The organism is Microlunatus capsulatus, assembly GCF_017876495.1.
GTDB lineage: Bacteria > Actinomycetota > Actinomycetes > Propionibacteriales > Propionibacteriaceae > Microlunatus > Microlunatus capsulatus.
In genome coordinates this window covers 3310328-3325584 of record NZ_JAGIOB010000001.1, presented here as the reverse complement: position 1 = coordinate 3325584, position 15257 = coordinate 3310328, and the positions used below count along the sequence as shown (strand labels likewise).

The 15257-nt window shown below is 74.8% G+C and carries 18 protein-coding genes; 13 read left to right on the top strand and 5 right to left on the bottom strand.

Features of this window, described 5'->3' with window-relative positions; all coding sequences use genetic code 11:
* Window positions 1-66 precede the first annotated feature (66 nt).
* Window positions 67-1323, top strand: coding sequence for a L,D-transpeptidase (locus tag JOF54_RS15385; RefSeq protein ID WP_210057404.1), 1257 nt, complete (start codon window positions 67-69; stop codon window positions 1321-1323).
* A gap of 30 nt (window positions 1324-1353) precedes the next feature.
* On the opposite strand, the gene JOF54_RS15380 is transcribed toward JOF54_RS15385, so the two are convergent.
* Window positions 1354-2565 (bottom strand): AI-2E family transporter, encoded by a 1212-nt coding sequence (locus JOF54_RS15380; protein ID WP_245360286.1) that lies wholly within the window; start codon window positions 2563-2565, stop codon window positions 1354-1356.
* 132 nt (window positions 2566-2697) lie between these two features.
* On the opposite strand from JOF54_RS15380, the gene JOF54_RS15375 reads away from it, so the two are divergent.
* Together JOF54_RS15375 and JOF54_RS15370 are read left to right on the top strand one after the other, a co-directional pair.
* On the top strand, window positions 2698-3942 hold the full coding sequence (locus JOF54_RS15375; RefSeq protein WP_210057400.1) for an MFS transporter: 1245 nt from the start codon (window positions 2698-2700) through the stop codon (window positions 3940-3942).
* A 70-nt stretch (window positions 3943-4012) separates the two neighbouring features.
* Window positions 4013-4672 (top strand): uracil-DNA glycosylase, encoded by a 660-nt coding sequence (locus JOF54_RS15370; protein WP_210059603.1) that lies wholly within the window; start codon window positions 4013-4015, stop codon window positions 4670-4672.
* Window positions 4673-4734: 62 nt separating this feature from the next.
* Here the strand turns inward: JOF54_RS15370 and JOF54_RS15365 are convergent, their stop codons facing one another.
* On the bottom strand, window positions 4735-5880 hold the full coding sequence (locus tag JOF54_RS15365) for a cystathionine gamma-synthase (protein ID WP_210057397.1): 1146 nt from the start codon (window positions 5878-5880) through the stop codon (window positions 4735-4737).
* A gap of 149 nt (window positions 5881-6029) precedes the next feature.
* On the opposite strand from JOF54_RS15365, the gene msrA reads away from it, so the two are divergent.
* From msrA to JOF54_RS15345, 4 genes are all read left to right on the top strand, one after another.
* Window positions 6030-6662 (top strand): peptide-methionine (S)-S-oxide reductase MsrA, encoded by a 633-nt coding sequence (msrA, locus tag JOF54_RS15360; protein WP_210057395.1) that lies wholly within the window; start codon window positions 6030-6032, stop codon window positions 6660-6662.
* Window positions 6663-6723: 61 nt separating this feature from the next.
* Window positions 6724-7818, top strand: coding sequence for an SDR family oxidoreductase (locus tag JOF54_RS15355; RefSeq protein WP_210057394.1), 1095 nt, complete (start codon window positions 6724-6726; stop codon window positions 7816-7818).
* 80 nt (window positions 7819-7898) lie between these two features.
* Window positions 7899-8480: a DUF7282 domain-containing protein gene (locus JOF54_RS15350; RefSeq protein ID WP_210057391.1), complete on the top strand. Its 582-nt coding sequence runs from the start codon at window positions 7899-7901 to the stop codon at window positions 8478-8480.
* An 85-nt stretch (window positions 8481-8565) separates the two neighbouring features.
* Entirely contained in the window at window positions 8566-9102 is a 537-nt protein-coding gene (locus JOF54_RS15345) for a DUF7282 domain-containing protein (protein WP_210057389.1), read from the top strand.
* Window positions 9103-9142: 40 nt separating this feature from the next.
* On the opposite strand, the gene ypfJ is transcribed toward JOF54_RS15345, so the two are convergent.
* The gene (ypfJ, locus tag JOF54_RS15340) at window positions 9143-10012 is read right to left on the bottom strand and encodes a KPN_02809 family neutral zinc metallopeptidase (RefSeq protein WP_210057387.1); all 870 of its coding nucleotides are present in this window, start codon (window positions 10010-10012) and stop codon (window positions 9143-9145) included.
* Window positions 10013-10143: 131 nt separating this feature from the next.
* Here ypfJ and JOF54_RS15335 point away from each other — a divergent pair, with 131 nt between their 5' ends.
* From JOF54_RS15335 to JOF54_RS21175, 4 genes are read left to right on the top strand one after another with little or no spacing between them, the layout of a single operon-like run.
* The gene (locus tag JOF54_RS15335; protein WP_210057385.1) at window positions 10144-11322 is read left to right on the top strand and encodes an LLM class flavin-dependent oxidoreductase; all 1179 of its coding nucleotides are present in this window, start codon (window positions 10144-10146) and stop codon (window positions 11320-11322) included.
* On the top strand, window positions 11319-11933 hold the full coding sequence (locus JOF54_RS15330) for a CE1759 family FMN reductase (protein WP_210057383.1): 615 nt from the start codon (window positions 11319-11321) through the stop codon (window positions 11931-11933). The genes JOF54_RS15335 and JOF54_RS15330 overlap by 4 nt, the downstream gene beginning before the upstream one ends.
* Before the next feature lie 26 nt (window positions 11934-11959).
* Window positions 11960-12247 carry a GNAT family N-acetyltransferase gene (locus JOF54_RS15325; RefSeq protein ID WP_210057374.1) on the top strand — a complete coding sequence of 96 codons (288 nt, stop codon included), beginning with the start codon at window positions 11960-11962 and terminating at the stop codon, window positions 12245-12247.
* Window positions 12244-12846 (top strand): hemerythrin domain-containing protein, encoded by a 603-nt coding sequence (locus tag JOF54_RS21175; protein ID WP_307804226.1) that lies wholly within the window; start codon window positions 12244-12246, stop codon window positions 12844-12846. Before JOF54_RS15325 ends, JOF54_RS21175 begins: the two co-directional genes overlap by 4 nt.
* Before the next feature lie 66 nt (window positions 12847-12912).
* Here the strand turns inward: JOF54_RS21175 and JOF54_RS15315 are convergent, their stop codons facing one another.
* Window positions 12913-13347: a hypothetical protein gene (locus JOF54_RS15315; protein ID WP_210057372.1), complete on the bottom strand. Its 435-nt coding sequence runs from the start codon at window positions 13345-13347 to the stop codon at window positions 12913-12915.
* Complete coding sequence (locus JOF54_RS15310) at window positions 13344-13748, bottom strand: hypothetical protein (RefSeq protein WP_210057369.1); 405 nt, start codon at window positions 13746-13748, stop codon at window positions 13344-13346. Before JOF54_RS15310 ends, JOF54_RS15315 begins: the two co-directional genes overlap by 4 nt.
* Before the next feature lie 119 nt (window positions 13749-13867).
* Here JOF54_RS15310 and JOF54_RS15305 point away from each other — a divergent pair, with 119 nt between their 5' ends.
* Window positions 13868-14524, top strand: coding sequence for an NUDIX hydrolase (locus JOF54_RS15305; RefSeq protein ID WP_210059601.1), 657 nt, complete (start codon window positions 13868-13870; stop codon window positions 14522-14524).
* A 104-nt stretch (window positions 14525-14628) separates the two neighbouring features.
* On the top strand, window positions 14629-15255 hold the full coding sequence (locus JOF54_RS15300) for a maleylpyruvate isomerase family mycothiol-dependent enzyme (protein WP_210057368.1): 627 nt from the start codon (window positions 14629-14631) through the stop codon (window positions 15253-15255).
* Window positions 15256-15257 lie beyond the last annotated feature (2 nt).

Here is a 15257-nt window from a genome sequence, read left to right as displayed (position 1 = left end):
GTGGCTCCCGACCGAGGCCAGCCGCCAGGGCCTCGCGGCCCGCACGTCGCCGACCGAAGGAAGCACATGCCGACCAGCACCCGCACCCTGCTGACCGGGCTCGCCGGGACCGTCCTGCTCGCCACCGTCGTGGCCGGCTGCAGCGGGCTCCCGACGAGCCAGGCGGGCGGCACGTCCTCCTCCGGGCCCAGCGCGCCGGCTCCCGCCGCCAGCTCCGCGCCGGCCGACGCCCCCAGCCCCGACCCCACCACCGAGCCCGTGCGGCTGGAGGCGAACGTCGCCGACGACGCCAGCAAGGTGGCCGTCGACACCCGCGTCGAGGTCGAGGCCGCGGCCGGCACCGTCGAGAAGGTGAAGCTCCGCTACCAGGGTGTCGACGCCAAGGGCGCGGCGACCAAGGGCACCGTCGACGGCGAGCTGAGCGAGGACGGCACCACCTGGACCGCGGAGGACCGGCTCGAGCCGTCCGCGACCTACACCCTGTCGATGACCGGCGCCAACGCCGCCGACGAGACCACCACCCGGACCACCACGTTCCGGACGCAGAAGCTCACGCTGGCCGAGCAGACCTTCCCCAGCCTCTACCCGCTGCCGGACAGCAAGGTGGGCATCGGGATGCCCGTGGTGCTGACCTTCGACGTCCCCGTCGAGGACCGCGCGGCGTTCGAGAAGAACCTGCACGTCACCTCCAAGCCGGCGCAGGAGGGCAGCTGGAGCTGGCTCTCCTCCACCCAGGTGCGGTTCCGCCCGGAGGAGTACTGGAAGCCGGGCACCCAGGTGACGGTGCGGGCCGACCTCAACGGCGTCGACGCCGGCGACGGCATCTACGGCCAGCAGTCGGCCTCGACCTCCTTCACGGTCGGCCGCTCGCTGGTCACGAAGGTCGACCTGGCGAAGGACGTGGCCACGGTCTACCGCGACGGCGAGAAGGTGCGGACGATCCCGGTCTCCGGCGGCAAGCCCGGCTGGGAGACCCGCAGCGGCACCAAGCTGATCATGGCCAAGGAGTTCAACAAGAAGATGACCAACGAGATGATCGGGGCCGAGGAGGACTACACCCTGGTCGCCAAGTACGCGTTGCGCATCACGAACTCCGGGGAGTTCCTGCACTCCGCGCCCTGGAACGCCGGCAACCTCGGCCGCCGCAACGCCAGCCACGGCTGCGTGGGGATGAGCACCGCCGACTCGCAGTGGCTCTACGAGAACACCCTGATCGGCGACCCGGTGGTCACCACCGGGACCGACCGGGGCCTCGAGCAGGGCAACGGCTACGCCGACTGGGACATCTCGTACAAGACGTTCGCGAAGGGCTCGGCGCTCTAGCCGGTCCGCCGCCGGCCGGTCCCCCGGGGGTCAGCCGCGCCGCTGGCCCGCCGGCCACCGCAGGGCGCGGGCCAGCTGGGGCTCGTGGGTGCCGTTGAGGTACTCCACGAAGGTCTTGACGAAGGCCAGCATCGGCACCACGAGCAGGGCGCCGACGATGCCCGCCACCACCAGCCCGGCGGCGATGGCCAGCACCACCGCGAGCGGGTGCAGCTTCACCGCCCGGCCCAGGATGAAGGGCTGCAGGATGTGGCCCTCCACCTGCATGACGGCGATGATGATGCCGAGCATGATCAGGGCCTTGACCCAGCCGACGGCCACCAGCGCCACGGCCACGGCGGCGAAGCCCGACACGAACGCCCCGATGATCGGGATGAACGCCCCGAGGAAGACCAGGGCCGCCAGCGCGGGCGCCACCGGGAGGCCGAGGGCCAGCGCGCCGATGAGGATGCCGATGCCGTCGACGAGGGCCACGATCACCGTCGCCCGCACGTAGTGGGAGAGCGCGTGCCAGCCGCGCACGGAGGCCTGGTCGACCCGGTCCCGCGTCTGGGCGGGGAAGAAGCGCAGCAGGAACGTCCAGATGCCGCGGCCGTCGTGCAGGAAGAAGATCAGCGAGAACAGGGCGATGGCCAGCCCGGCCAGGAAGTGCCCCACCTGCGCGCCGATCTCGGCGGCGTAGGTGGCGATGGCGCCCTGGCTGTCGCTGAGGAAGCTCTGCAGCCGGGTGACCAGCTGGTCGTACTGGAAGAAGTCGCTGCTGAGGCCCAGCGGGCTGCGCTCGAGGTAGGCGACGACGCTGTTGAAGCCGGCCACGACCTGGGTGGAGAGCTCCGAGGCCTGGTTGACGATCGAGTTGACGATCAGCGTCAGCCCGCCGGCGATGACGGCGATGCCGCCGAGCACGGTGATGGCCGTGGCCAGACCGCCGGGGACGCCCCAGCGCCGCAGCCGGCGGGCCACCGGGGCCAGCAGCGCGGTGAGCAGGATGGCGATGGCCACCGGGATGACGACCTCGGAGAGGTAGCCGGCGACGCGGCTCAGGAAGTAGACCAGCGCGCCGACGACGATGAGCCGCCAGGCCCAGGACGCCGCCACCTGCAGCCCGCGCGGGACCGCGCGGTCGAAGTCCGCGGTCGTCGTCGTCGCGACCTCGGCCTGCGCCGGCTCGACCACCGGCGGGGCCGGCTCCACCGCCGGCAGCGGTCGGCGGCCGAAGACCGCGTCGACCACCCTGTTCATGCGTCCCACGCGTCGTCTCCTCGTCCGTGCCCGGTGCCGCGCTCACGGTATCCGACCGGTGCCCGCCTCACCGCCGCGTCCGCGGGCCCCCTCGGCGGGCGCCGGCCGCGCCGGTGCGGGCACACTGGGCCGGTGCCTGCCCCGCCCCCGCCCCGGGACCGCCTCCCGGAGCGGCTCCGTTCCCGGTTCCGCGCCTCGGGCGGGCTCCCCCGCGAGGTCTACGTCCTGGGGCTGATCGCCTTCTGCGTCGCCGTCGGGTTCGGGGTGCTCGTGCCCGTGCTGCCCGTGTTCGCCCGCAGCTTCGGCGTCGACAACTTCGCCGTCGGGGCCGTGGTCTCGGCGTTCGCCGCCCTGCGGCTGGTGACCAGCCCCTTCTGCGGCCGGCTGATCGACCGGTTCGGGGAGCGGCTGGTGATGGCGGTCGGCATCTTCATCGTGGCCGCCTCCAGCGGGGTGGCCGGCATCTCCCAGACCTACGAGCAGCTGCTGGTGCTGCGCGGCATCGGCGGCGTCGGCTCGGCGATGTTCACCGTCTCGGCCACCACGCTGCTGCTGACCTCGGTGGAGGCCGGGCTGCGCGGCCGGGCCGCCGGCTTCTTCCAGGGCGGCTTCCTGCTGGGCGGGATGACCGGGCCCGCCATCGGCGGCGTGCTCTCGGCCATCGCCCTGCGGGCACCGTTCTTCTTCTACGCCGGCACCCTGGCCGTGGCCGGCGCGGTCGGCCTGGTCCTGCTGCGGGTCCGGAGCGAGCGCGGGGACGCCCCCGTGCTGCCCGTCGTCCCCTTCCGGCAGGTGCTCCGCGACAAGCGGTACCAGGCGGCCTGCGTGACCAACCTGGCGCAGGGCTGGACCTCGTTCGGGGTCCGCAGCACCCTCGTCCCCGTGCTGGTGGTCGAGGTGCTGCAGCGGCCGACGTCGTGGACCGGCATCGCCTTCGCCGTGGCCGCCGTCGCCCAGACGCTGGCCGTCGGCCCGGCCGGCCGGTTCGTCGACACCGTCGGCCGCCGGCCCGCCATGATCGCCGGTGGCGTGCTCGCCGGGCTGTCCATCCTCGCGGTGCCGTTCGCGCCCGGGATCGGCCTGCTGATCGTGGCGCTGAGCCTGTACGGGGTGGCGGCGGCCTTCCTGGGCACCGCGCCCGCGGCCTCGGTCGGCGACGCGGCGGGCGGCCGCGGTGGCACCGCCGTCGCGGTGTTCTCGATGTGCGCCGACGTCGGCGCGATCGTCGGCCCGCTGGTCGCGGGGCTGCTGGCCGACTCGTTCTCCTACCCGGTGGCCTTCGCCGTCGGGGCGGCGCTGCTGCTGGTCGGCGCGGGCGCCTCGGCGCGGATGCCGCGGACCGCGCCCGTCGAGGAGGACCGTGCCCCCGCCCGCTGACCGCGCGCCCGCTGACCGCCCGCCCGTTGACCGCCCGCCCGCTGGGACCCCGCCCGCTGAACCCCCCGCCCTGGGCCCGGTGCCCGCGCCGGACTGGGCGGCCGCGCTGGCCCCGGCGGACGCCGACCGGGCGCGCGCCGAGCGCTTCCTGGCCGCCGAGGTCGCCGCCGGCCGGTCCTTCCTGCCGGCGCCGGGGCACGTCCTGCGCGCGTTCAGCCGGCCCCTCGCCGACGTGCGGGTGCTCGTCGTCGGCCAGGACCCGTACCCCACGGCCGGCCACCCCGTCGGGCTGTCCTTCGCCGTCGCCCGGGACGTCCGACCGCTCCCCCGCTCGCTGGTCAACGTCTACCGCGAGCTCCAGGACGACCTGGGCCTGCCGCCGGCCGCGCACGGGGACCTGACGCCGTGGTTCGAGCAGGGCGTGCTGCTGCTCAACCGGGTGCTGACGGTGGAGCCGGGCCGTTCGGGCGCGCACCGGCGGCAGGGCTGGGAGCAGGTGACGGAGCGGGCCGTCGACGCCCTGGTCGAGCGCGGCGGGCCGCTGGTCGCCCTGCTCTGGGGCCGCGACGCCCAGGCCCTCGCCCCGCGGCTGGGCGCGGTGCCCGTCGTGGCCAGCGCGCACCCCTCGCCGCTCTCGGCCCGGAACGGGTTCTTCGGCTCCCGGCCCTTCAGCCGGGTCAACGCGCTGCTGGTGGAGCAGGGCGCGGCGCCCGTCGACTGGTCCCTCTGAACCGACTTGTCAGAAGCGGTGGCGGCCCTGGCCCCCGCAGCGTCTGACACCTCGGCGCGGGCTCAGCCCAGGGCCTGCGCGAGGTCGGCGACCAGGTCGTCGGCGTCCTCGATGCCGACGCTCAGCCGCACCAGGTCCGACGGCACCTCCAGCGGCGTCCCCGCGACCGAGGCGTGGGTCATCCGTCCCGGGTGCTCGATGAGGGACTCCACCCCGCCCAGCGACTCGGCCAGGGTGAACACCTCGGTGCGGCCGCAGACGGCGACGGCGGCCTCCTCGCCGTCGGCGACCCGGAAGCTGACCATCCCGCCGGGCCGGCGCATCTGCGCGGCGGCCACCGCGTGGCCGGGGTGGGAGTCGAGGCCCGGGTAGTAGACGTGGCTGACCTTCGGGTGCTCGACGAGGAAGGCGGCCACCTGCGCGGCGTTGTCGCAGTGCCGCTCCATCCGGACGGCCAGGGTGCGCAGGCCGCGCAGCACCAGCCAGGCGTCGAACGGCCCGGCGACGCCGCCGATGGCGTTCTGGAAGTAGCGCAGCCGCTCGGCCAGCTCGGCGTCGGAGGTGAGCAGGGCCCCGCCGACGACGTCGGAGTGCCCGCCGCAGTACTTGGTCGTGGAGTGCACGACGACGTCGGCCCCCAGCGTCAGCGGCTGCTGCAGGTAGGGCGAGGCGAAGGTGTTGTCGACCACCAGCAGCGCGCCCACCTGGTGGGCGAGGTCGGCGATCGCGGCGATGTCGGCGATGCCGAGCAGCGGGTTGGTCGGCGTCTCCACCCAGACGGCGGTGGTCTCGCCGGGCCGGATCGCCGCCCGGACGGCGTCCAGGTCGGTCAGCGCCGCCGGGGTGTACCCCAGTCCCCACGGCTCGTGCACCCGCGCGAAGGTGCGGTAGGTGCCGCCGTAGGCGTCGTCGGGGATGACGACGTGCCCGCCGGGCCGGCCGATCGTCCGCAGCAGGGTGTCCTCGGCGGCCAGCCCGCTGGCGAAGGCGAAGCCGTGGTCGGCCTGCTCCAGCGAGGCCAGGCACTGCTCCAGCGCCGTCCGGGTCGGGTTGGCCGAGCGCGAGTACTCGTAGCCGTCGCGGAGGCCGCCCACGCCGTCCTGGGCGTAGGTGGACGTCGCCCAGATGGCGGGCGCCACCGCCCCGTTGCCGGGGTCGGGACGCTGGCCGGCGTGGATGGCACGGGTGGAGAAGCCCTGGTCGCTCATGCCCCGAGCCTAGGTGCCGCCGGCCTGCCCGACCCTGCCGGTGCCCCGACCCCGCGTGGTCCTGACCGGTCGGAACAAGGGGCGGCCGGGCCGACGTTGAGCAGGAGCGGGCCGCATCCAGCGGTTGTGCAGAGAGGCAGACTGACCCCATGTTGTTCTCCCGGATGAAGACCACCCTGATCGCGCCGGAGCAGGCCCTCGCCGGCCGCGGCCGCTCGGTCCTGGTCGACCCCACCTTCCACGACGTCTTCGGCATCCCCGTGCAGAAGGAGCCGGAGGGCTCCGAGGTGGCCTACCTCGCGCTCGGCTGCTTCTGGGGCGCCGAGAAGCTGTACTGGAACACCCCCGGCGTGGTGAACACCGCCGCCGGCTACGCGGGTGGCTACACCCCGAACCCGACCTACGAGGAGGTCTGCAGCGCGCGGACCGGCCACACCGAGATCGTCAAGGTCGTGTTCGACCCCACGAAGACCAGCTACGAGCAGCTGCTCAAGGTGTTCTTCGAGAACCACAACCCCACCCAGGGCATGCGCCAGGGCAACGACGTCGGCACGCAGTACCGCTCGGCGATCTACACCACCAGCGACGAGCAGCTGGCGGTGGCGCAGCGCGTGCGGGACGACTTCCAGGTGGAGTTCAGCCGGTCCGGCTTCGGCCAGATCACCACCGAGATCAAGCCCCAGCCGGACTTCTTCTACGCCGAGGACTACCACCAGCAGTACCTCGACAAGAACCCGGCGGGCTACTGCCCGGTGCACGCCACGGGCGTGACCTGCGGTTGAGCTGAGGTGACCGGCGCGGCCCGGGCGGGAATGATCCCGCCCGGGCCGTGTTGCGTCCAGCATGGACGCCCCCACCCCTGACCCCACCGACCGCTCCGCCCTGGTCGTCGGCGCCACCGGCATCGCCGGCGCCGCGATCGTCGACCAGCTGCTGGCGCAGGGCTGGCCCGTCACCGGCCTGGCCCGCCGCCCCGGCGCCGAGCGACCCGGTCTGCGCTGGGTCGCCGCGGACCTCACCTCCGCCGACGCCCTGGCCACCGCCCTCGCCGACGAGCGCCCCACCCACGTCTACTTCACGGCCTGGCTGCGGCAGCCGACCGAGGCGGAGAACATCGCCGTCAACGGCGGCATGGTGCGCGACCTGCTCGCGGCGCTGCGGCCCGCCCCGCTGGTCCACGCCGCCCTGATGACCGGGCTCAAGCACTACCTCGGCCCGTTCGAGGCCTACGGCCAGGGTGCGATGCCCGACACCCCGTTCCACGAGGACGAGCCACGGCTGGACGCGCCGAACTTCTACTACGCGCAGGAGGACGCCCTGTTCGCCGCGGCGGCCGAGGCCGGCTTCACCTGGTCGGTGCACCGCTCGCACACCGTCCTCGGGTACGCCGTCGGCAACGCCATGAACATGGGGCTGACGCTGGCCGCGCAGGCGGCGATCTGCCGTCACACCGGTCGGCCGTTCGTCTTCCCGGGCAGCGAGACCCAGTGGAACGGCCTGACCGACGTCACCGACGCGACGGTGCTCGCCGAGCAGATGGTCTGGGCCTCCACCACCGCGGCCGGCGCGGACGAGGCCTTCAACACCGTCAACGGCGACGTCTTCCGGTGGCGCTGGATGTGGCCGCGGCTCGCGGCGCACCTGGGCGTCGAGCCCGTCGGCTTCGAGGGCGCCCCGCGCCCGCTGGAGCAGCAGATGGCCGACGCCGGGCCGGTCTGGGCCGAGATCGTGGCCGCGCACGACCTCGTCGAGCCGGACCTGGCGCGGGTGGCGTCGTGGTGGCACACCGACGCCGACCTCGGCCGCGACATCGAGGTGGTCACCGACATGAGCAAGAGCCGGCTGGCGGGCTTCACCACCCACCACCGCACGCTCGACTCCTTCCTCGCCCTGTTCGACCGCTACGCCGACGAGCGGCTGGTCCCGCGGGTGGGCTGAGCCCCCGCCCCCCCCCCGGATGAGACCACCCTCATGGGCGTCTCACCGGGGGCTCACGGGGCTGACGTGGAGTGGTCCCCATGCGCACCTCACGAACGACCTCCGCCCTGCTCGCCGGCACCGCCGCGGCCGCCCTGCTGCTGTCCGCCTGCGGCGACGACGCCGAGCCCGCCGCCCCCGCCCCCGAGGCACCGGCCACCTCCGCCGCCGCCCCCTCCGCCGAGACCACCAGCGCCGCCCCCTCCGCCGACCCGACCACCGCCAGCCCCAGCGCCAGCGCCAGCCCCAGCAGCGCGCCCAGCGCCTCCGGCGGTCCGACCGTCGACGACGACCGGGCCGAGCTCGACGTCGAGGACCAGAGCGGCGACGGCCGCAGCGTCGCCGTCGAGGAGGTCCGGCTGACCTCGGGCACCGGCTTCGTCGCCGTCTACACCCGGGACGGCCAGCTGCTGGGCTCGGCCGAGGTGGGCAGCGGCCGCGGCCTGACCGTCGACCTCGACGAGCGCATCCCCGCCACCGGGGAGTACCGGGCCGTGCTGTTCGGCGACGACGGCGACGGCCGCTTCGACGCCGACGCTGACCCGCGCGTGGTGGAGCCCGACGACGACGCCGACGAGGCCGCCGACCCGGTCGACGACGACTTCGACTACCGGGTCCGCTGAGCCGCCGCACCGACGACCGCGGGCGGACCGCCCGAGCGGCCCGCCCCGCTCCCGCCGGCGCGGACCCGGCTGGTTACATGGGGGCATGACCTCCCTGACGTCCCGGGTCCCCCTCCTCCTCGGCACGGCCGCCGCCGCGCTGGTGCTCGCCGCGTGCGGCGCCAACGAGGTCGGCGAGCCCGAGGGAGCGGGCTCGGAGACCCCGCTGTCCCCCGTCGTCACCGCGCAGCCCAGCCCCTCGAGCACCGGCAGCGCCACCACGAGCACCTCGCCGTCGGCCGACCCCAGCGCCTCCACCTCCGGCGGCCCGTCGGCCGGTGAGGCCTCCAGCGGGACCGGCGACGAGCTGGAGGTCGAGGACCAGAGCGGCGACGGCCGCACGGTCGCCGTCGCCACGGCCAGCACCCCCGACGGCAACGGCTTCGTCGCCGTCTACCGCGGCGACCAGCTGCTGGGCTCGGCCCCGCTGGGTCCCGGCCCCCTGACCGTGACGCTCGACACCCCGGTGCCGGCGACCGGCGAGCTGCAGGTCGTGCTCTTCGCCGACGACGGGGACACCCGGTTCGACGCGGCGAAGGACACCCGGCTGGACGACGAGAACCTCGACTACACGCTGTCCTGACGACCCCGGAGCGGACCGCCGGCCCGTCCCGGACCCCGGGTCAGCGCAGGGCGTCGCGGGCGAAGGTGTCGCAGCGGGCCGGGTCGCCGGTGTCGAACCCGCGCTGCAGCCACTGCTGCCGCTGGGCGGCCGATCCGTGCGTCCACGACTCCGGCGTGACCTGGCCCCGGGCCTTCTCCTGGATCCGGTCGTCACCCACCGCCGCGGCGGCGTCGACAGCGCGGTCCAGGTCGTCCTGGCTGACCTCGCTGATGGCGTCGTCGGGGTCGTCGACGGCGTGGTGGAACCAGACACCGGCGTAGCAGTCGGCCTGGAGCTCCAGCCGGACGCCCGCCGACGTCGGGCCGGTCCCCTGCCCGCTGCCCTGCACCTCCGCCATCGTGCCGTCGAGGTTCTGCACGTGGTGGCCGAACTCGTGGGCCAGCACGTAGGCCTCGGCCGCGTCGCCGCCGCGGGCCCCCAGCTGGGTGGTCAGCTGGTCGAAGAAGCCGAGGTCCAGGTACACCGTCGTGTCGGCCGGGCAGTAGAACGGCCCGACCTCCGACGTCGCCGCGCCGCAGCCGGTGCTGACGCTGCCCTCGAAGGTGTCGACGTCGATCTCCTGGTAGCCGGGGTCGGCGCCGGCCCAGTAGGCCTGGATCGAGTTGGTGAAGGCCACGAACCGGCAGTCGCGGTCCCGACCGATGTCGGCGCCGCTCGTGCACTGGGCGAAGGGCGTGCTGGTGGCCGGTCCCGGTGCGGGTCCCGCCCCGCCCTGCAGCACCTGCCCCGGGTCGACCCCGAAGAGCAGGGCGATGACGATCACCACGATCGCGCCGGCCCCGCCGCCGAGGGCGAGTGCGGGGCTGGGGCGTCGGCTGCCGCCACCCATCTGCGAGGGGTCGAGCCCGGCCCGGTCGTCGTACTTCATCTCCGCCTCCCACCGGCGCGGTGGTCCGCGCGCTGGGCTGAGCGTAACGACGGAATAGCGGGGACCGGTCACCCGTTGGACGGGTCAGATAGTTGAACGCTAAACTATCTACGACACCAGAGGAGCGCACCATGCAGTTCGGGATCTTCACCGTCGGCGACGTGACCACCGACCCGACGACCGGTCGGACCCCCACCGAGGCCGAGCGGATCAAGGCGATGGTGACCATCGCCCAGCACGCCGAGGAGGTGGGCCTGGACGTCTTCGCCACCGGTGAGCACCACAACCCCCCGTTCGTGCCGTCCTCCCCCACCACGATGCTCGGCTACGTCGCCGCCACCACGGAGCGGATCATCCTGTCGACGTCGACGACGCTGATCACCACGAACGACCCGGTGAAGATCGCCGAGGACTTCGCGATGCTCCAGCACCTCGCCGACGGCCGCGTCGACCTCATGATGGGCCGCGGCAACACCGGCCCCGTCTACCCCTGGTTCGGCCAGGACGTCCGCGACGGGATCGCCCTCGCCGTCGAGAACTACGACCTGGTGCACCGGCTCTGGCGCGAGGACGTCGTCAGCTGGCAGGGCGAGTTCCGCACCCCGCTGCAGGGCTTCACCTCCACCCCGCGGCCGCTCGACGGGCTGCCGCCGTTCGTCTGGCACGGCTCGATCCGCAGTCCCGAGATCGCCGAGCAGGCCGCGTTCTACGGCGACGGCTTCTTCGCCAACCACATCTTCTGGCCGACGCACCACTTCCAGCAGCTGGTCGCCCTGTACCGGCAGCGCTTCGAGCACTACGGCCACGGCCGCGCCGACCAGGCCGTCGTCGGGCTGGGCGGGCAGGTCTTCATGGCCCGCAGCTCGCAGGAGGCCGTCCGCCAGTTCCGGCCCTACTTCGACCGCGCCCCGGTCTACGGCCACGGGCCCTCGCTGGAGGAGTTCACCAGCCAGACCCCGCTGACGGTCGGCAGCCCGCAGGAGGTCATCGAGAAGACGCTGACCTTCCGCCAGCACTTCGGGAACTACCAGCGCCAGCTGTTCCTCGCCGACCACGCTGGCCTGCCCCTCAAGACGGTCCTCGAGCAGCTCGACCTGCTGGGCGAGGTCGTCCCGGTGCTGCGCCGCGAGATGGACGCCCTGCGCCCCGCCGACGTCCCGGACGGCCCCACCCACGCCGCCCGGCTCGCCGCGCTGCGGGCGGGCACGCTCCGCGAGGGCGTCCCGGCCGACGACGGCTCCGAGGCCCTCGACGGATCCGACGTCGACGCCGAGCTCGTCGGCGCGGGCAGCGCGGCGGTGGCCCGGTGACCCGGGTCGTCGTGGTGACCGCGGGGCTCAGCCAGCCCTCGTCGACGCGGCTGCTGGCCGACCGGCTGGCCGCCGCCGTGCAGGCGGCGGCCGGCACCCGCGGCGGGGCGGTCGAGCTCGAGGTCGTCGAGGTGCGCGAGCACGCCCGCGAGCTCACGAACCAGCTGCTGACGGGGTTCGCCACCGAGGCCCTGGCCGGTGTGCAGGAGCGGGTGCAGCAGGCCGACGCCCTCGTGGTGGTGACGCCGATCTTCAGCGCCTCCTACAGCGGGCTCTTCAAGACGTTCTTCGACGTGCTGCCGCCGGAGTCGCTGGCCGGGAAGCCGGTGCTGGTCGCGGCCACGGCCGGCTCGGCGCGGCACGCGCTGGCCCTCGACCACGCGCTGCGGCCGCTGTTCGCGCACCTGCGGGCCGTGGTCGTGCCGACGGGCGTCTTCGCGGCCACCGAGGACTGGGCCGACGGCGGGGCGCTCGACGCGCGCGTCGCCCGCGCCGCCGGCGAGCTGGTCGACCTGCTGCGCCCCGCGCCGCGGGCGCCGGAGCCCGTCGACGGGGCTGCGCCCGAGGCCGTGGTGCCCTTCGCCCGCCTGCTGGCCCGCAGCCGCGGCTGAGGTCCGCCCGGTGGCAGAGTGGCGCCATGACTGCAGCTGAGGTGCACGACGAACCGGAGCGCTCGCGGTTCACGGCGCGGGTGGAGGGCCGGCTCGCCGGCGTGGCCGCCTACGAGCTCGCCGATGGGGTCATCACCTTCACCCACACCGTCGTCGGCGACGACTTCGAGGGCCAGGGCGTCGGCAGCGCCCTGGCCCGGACGGCGCTGGACGCCGCCCGGGAGCGCGGCCTCGCCGTCGTCCCCCGCTGCCCCTTCATCGCCGGCTGGATCGAGCACCACCCCGACTACGCCGACCTGGTGCGGGACGCGTGAGCTTCCCCGTCGTCCCCACCCCTGACCCCGGCGTCCGGCTGGCGGCGGAGCCGTCGTGGGACGAGTCGACCCGGCCGACCGGCCCGGCGCCCGACCCGGACCGCACCTACAGCCCGCGGGCCCTCTCCTCGGGCCAGCACCTCGTCGACATCCACGACCACCTGCGTGACGAGCTGGAGCAGGTGCGCGGCCTCGTCGACCAGGTCCTCGACGGCTCCGCCGACGCGGTGGCCGCCCGGTCGCGGATCAACGAGATGACGATGCGGCAGAACAGCTGGACCCTCGGCGCCTACTGCGCCGCCTACTGCCGGGTGGTGACCACCCACCACACCATCGAGGACCAGGCGATGTTCCCCCGGCTCCGCGCCGCCGACCCGCGGCTCGCCCCCGTCGTCGACCGGCTGGAGCTGGAGCACGGCGTCATCCACGACGTCCTGGAGCGGGTCGACCGGGCGCTGGTCGCCTTCGTCGGACCGGCCGCCGACGCCGACGGGCTGCAGCGGGCCGTCGACGAGCTCACCGACACCCTGCTCTCCCACCTGTCCTACGAGGAGCGCGAGCTGGTCGAGCCCCTCGCCCGGCTGGGCGTGCTGGTCTGAGCGGGAGCGAGTGCTGACAAACCGTCGCTGTCGGGCCCGAGAGACGACGGCTTCTCAGCACTCGCGTCAGGCCGCGACGGGGCGCGGGCGCGTGTGGCGGAGCCAGAGCAGGCCGAGCACGGGCAGCACCAGGGGGACGAAGGCGTAGCCGATGCCGTAGGTGGACCACACCGTCGCCCGCGGGAAGGCCTCGGGGTCGAGGACGCTGAGGGTGCCGACGGTCAGCACCCCGACCAGCTCCAGGACGATCGCGACGGTGGCCACCCGGCGGGACGCGCGGTCGCCGCGGGCCAGGGTCACCGTGGCCACGACGTAGATGACGCCCGCGACGGCCGAGAGCAGGTAGGCCAGCGGCGCCTCGGAGAACTGGGTGGCCAGCTGCACCGCGGCCCGGGCGGTGGCCGAGAGCGCGAAGAGCCCGTAGACGGCGACGAGCGCCCGGCCCGGTCCGCTGCTGGTGCGGGCGGGAGCGGCGTCCGGGGCGGGCTCGGGGCCGCTCACACCGCCACCTGCGTCCAGAGCTGGAGCAGCCGCAGCGTCATGGCGAGCACCGACAAGGCGGCGACGGCGAGGACGACGCCCGACCAGCGGGTGCGCTCGGTGTTGGCCCAGAACCAGGCCAGCGGGATGAGGACGAGGATCGCCAGCAGGTAGCCGATCGTCGTCGCGGTCTCGACCGGCCGGTAGCCGCCCGCCACCCGCACCAGGCCGATGACCGACTGGACGGCCGTGACGACCCAGACCCCGGCGGCGAAGAGCAGCTGGGCCTTGCCCGGCGGCTTGTCCAGCACCGCCGTCAGCAGGCCCCACACCCCGGCCGCCCCGGCCAGCGCCACCAGCCCGTAGGCCAGCGCGGGGATCACCGGCGCACCGGCCCGCGTCGTCTGCTCACGAGGAGCCACGCTACCCGTTCCGCGGCGGTGCACCTGGGAGACTGGGAGCCCCGGGCGCGCGTCCGCCCGGGCGGTCGAGCCGGAGGTGGTGCGTCGTGCGGGTGGTCGGTCTGAGCGGGGACGACGACATGTCGGGCACCGTCGTCCTGGACCGGCCGCTGGTGCACGGGGTCGACCCGGCCGTCCTGGTCCACGACGCCGGCTGGACCCTCGTCCGGCCGCTGTCCGCCGTCCGCGACGACGACGGCGAGATCGTCCTCACCCTCCGCGTCCGGGCCCTGGCCGGGGAGCCGCGGCCGCACGACCCGGGCCGCGGCCGCGACGCCGGCCTGGAGCTGCCGCCCGACGCCGAGCTGGAGGTGCGGCAGCGGGTCGCCGCCTACGCCGTCGTGCTGTCGGGCCGAGGGCTGCTGGCCACCGAGTACTCCGACCGGACGGCGGTGCCCGGGCGCTGGGGCATGCCGGGCGGCGGGATCGACGAGGGCGAGCAGCCGGCCGACGCCGTGCTCCGCGAGGTCGCGGAGGAGACCGACCAGGCCGTCCTCCTGGACGAGCTGGTCTCGGTGCAGACTTCCCACTGGGTCGGCCGCAGCCCGCGCGGCACCCTGGAGGACTTCCAGGCGGTCCGCCTGGTCTACCGCGCGACCTGCCCGGCACCGGCCGAGCCGCGGGTGCTCGACGTCGGCGGGACCACCGAGTCCGCGCGCTGGGTCCCGCTGGACGCGTGGCCGCAGGTGCCGTGGACCCACAACTGGGAGCTCCTGCTGGCGGAGCTGCTGCCGTGACGCCGGACCACCTCCCCCGCTCCCTCCACCCGTTTCGGCCGCGCCGCCGCGGGAACTCCACCGGTGCGGGCGCCGCGGTGGCGCCCCGGAGGAGGCAGGGGACCATGAGCCGCCGGACGGACTGGCACGCCGTCGGGCACGAGCGGTCGACGCTCGCGGACCTGCTCGAGGGGCTCGCGCCCTCGGAGTGGGCCGTGCACTCGCTCTGCCCGGGCTGGCGGGTGCGGGACGTGGCCGCGCACCTGACCACCACGACGCGACGGGTGCGGCCGCCCGGGCTCCTCGACGAGCCGTCCGCCCGGCTGCCCGCCGCTCCCCCGCCGCCCCCGCCGGACGAGCGGTCGACCGAGCAGCTCGTCGCCGACCTGCGCCGTCCGGTGCCGGGGGCGCACGTCCGACCCGGTGCGGGGGCGCGGGACGCCCTCGTCGAGGTGCTGGTGCACGGCCAGGACATCGCCCGGCCGCTGGGCCTCGAGCGTCACGTCCCGCCGCCGCTGGCCGTTCTGGCCGCCGAGCGGGTCTGGGCGGCCAAGCCGTTCCGGGCCGCCGTCCGCTACCCCGGCGTCCGGTTCGAGGCCGACGACGCCGACCTCGTGCTGGGCGACGGGACGACCGTCACCGGACCCGCGCTCGCGGTGCTGCTGGCCCTGACCGGCCGGTCCGTCGCCCTCGAGGAGCTGTCCGGGCACGGCACCGGGCTGCTGCAGCGGGCGTTCAGCCGGCTGGGCTGAGC

What these genes read in the sequence shown, in the direction of transcription:
- JOF54_RS15355 (WP_210057394.1), top strand. Translation starts at nt 6,724, where the DNA reads ATGGACGCCCCCACCCCTGACCCCACCGACCGCTCCGCCCTGGTCGTC.
- JOF54_RS15305 (WP_210059601.1), top strand. Translation starts at nt 13,868, where the DNA reads ATGTCGGGCACCGTCGTCCTGGACCGGCCGCTGGTGCACGGGGTCGAC.
- JOF54_RS15325 (WP_210057374.1), top strand. Translation starts at nt 11,960, where the DNA reads ATGACTGCAGCTGAGGTGCACGACGAACCGGAGCGCTCGCGGTTCACG.
- ypfJ (WP_210057387.1), bottom strand. Translation starts at nt 10,012, where the DNA reads ATGAAGTACGACGACCGGGCCGGGCTCGACCCCTCGCAGATGGGTGGC.
- JOF54_RS15300 (WP_210057368.1), top strand. Translation starts at nt 14,629, where the DNA reads ATGAGCCGCCGGACGGACTGGCACGCCGTCGGGCACGAGCGGTCGACG.
- JOF54_RS15350 (WP_210057391.1), top strand. Translation starts at nt 7,899, where the DNA reads ATGCGCACCTCACGAACGACCTCCGCCCTGCTCGCCGGCACCGCCGCG.
- JOF54_RS15365 (WP_210057397.1), bottom strand. Translation starts at nt 5,880, where the DNA reads ATGAGCGACCAGGGCTTCTCCACCCGTGCCATCCACGCCGGCCAGCGT.
- JOF54_RS15345 (WP_210057389.1), top strand. Translation starts at nt 8,566, where the DNA reads ATGACCTCCCTGACGTCCCGGGTCCCCCTCCTCCTCGGCACGGCCGCC.
- JOF54_RS15385 (WP_210057404.1), top strand. Translation starts at nt 67, where the DNA reads ATGCCGACCAGCACCCGCACCCTGCTGACCGGGCTCGCCGGGACCGTC.
- msrA (WP_210057395.1), top strand. Translation starts at nt 6,030, where the DNA reads ATGTTGTTCTCCCGGATGAAGACCACCCTGATCGCGCCGGAGCAGGCC.
- JOF54_RS15380 (WP_245360286.1), bottom strand. Translation starts at nt 2,565, where the DNA reads ATGAACAGGGTGGTCGACGCGGTCTTCGGCCGCCGACCGCTGCCGGCG.
- JOF54_RS15335 (WP_210057385.1), top strand. Translation starts at nt 10,144, where the DNA reads ATGCAGTTCGGGATCTTCACCGTCGGCGACGTGACCACCGACCCGACG.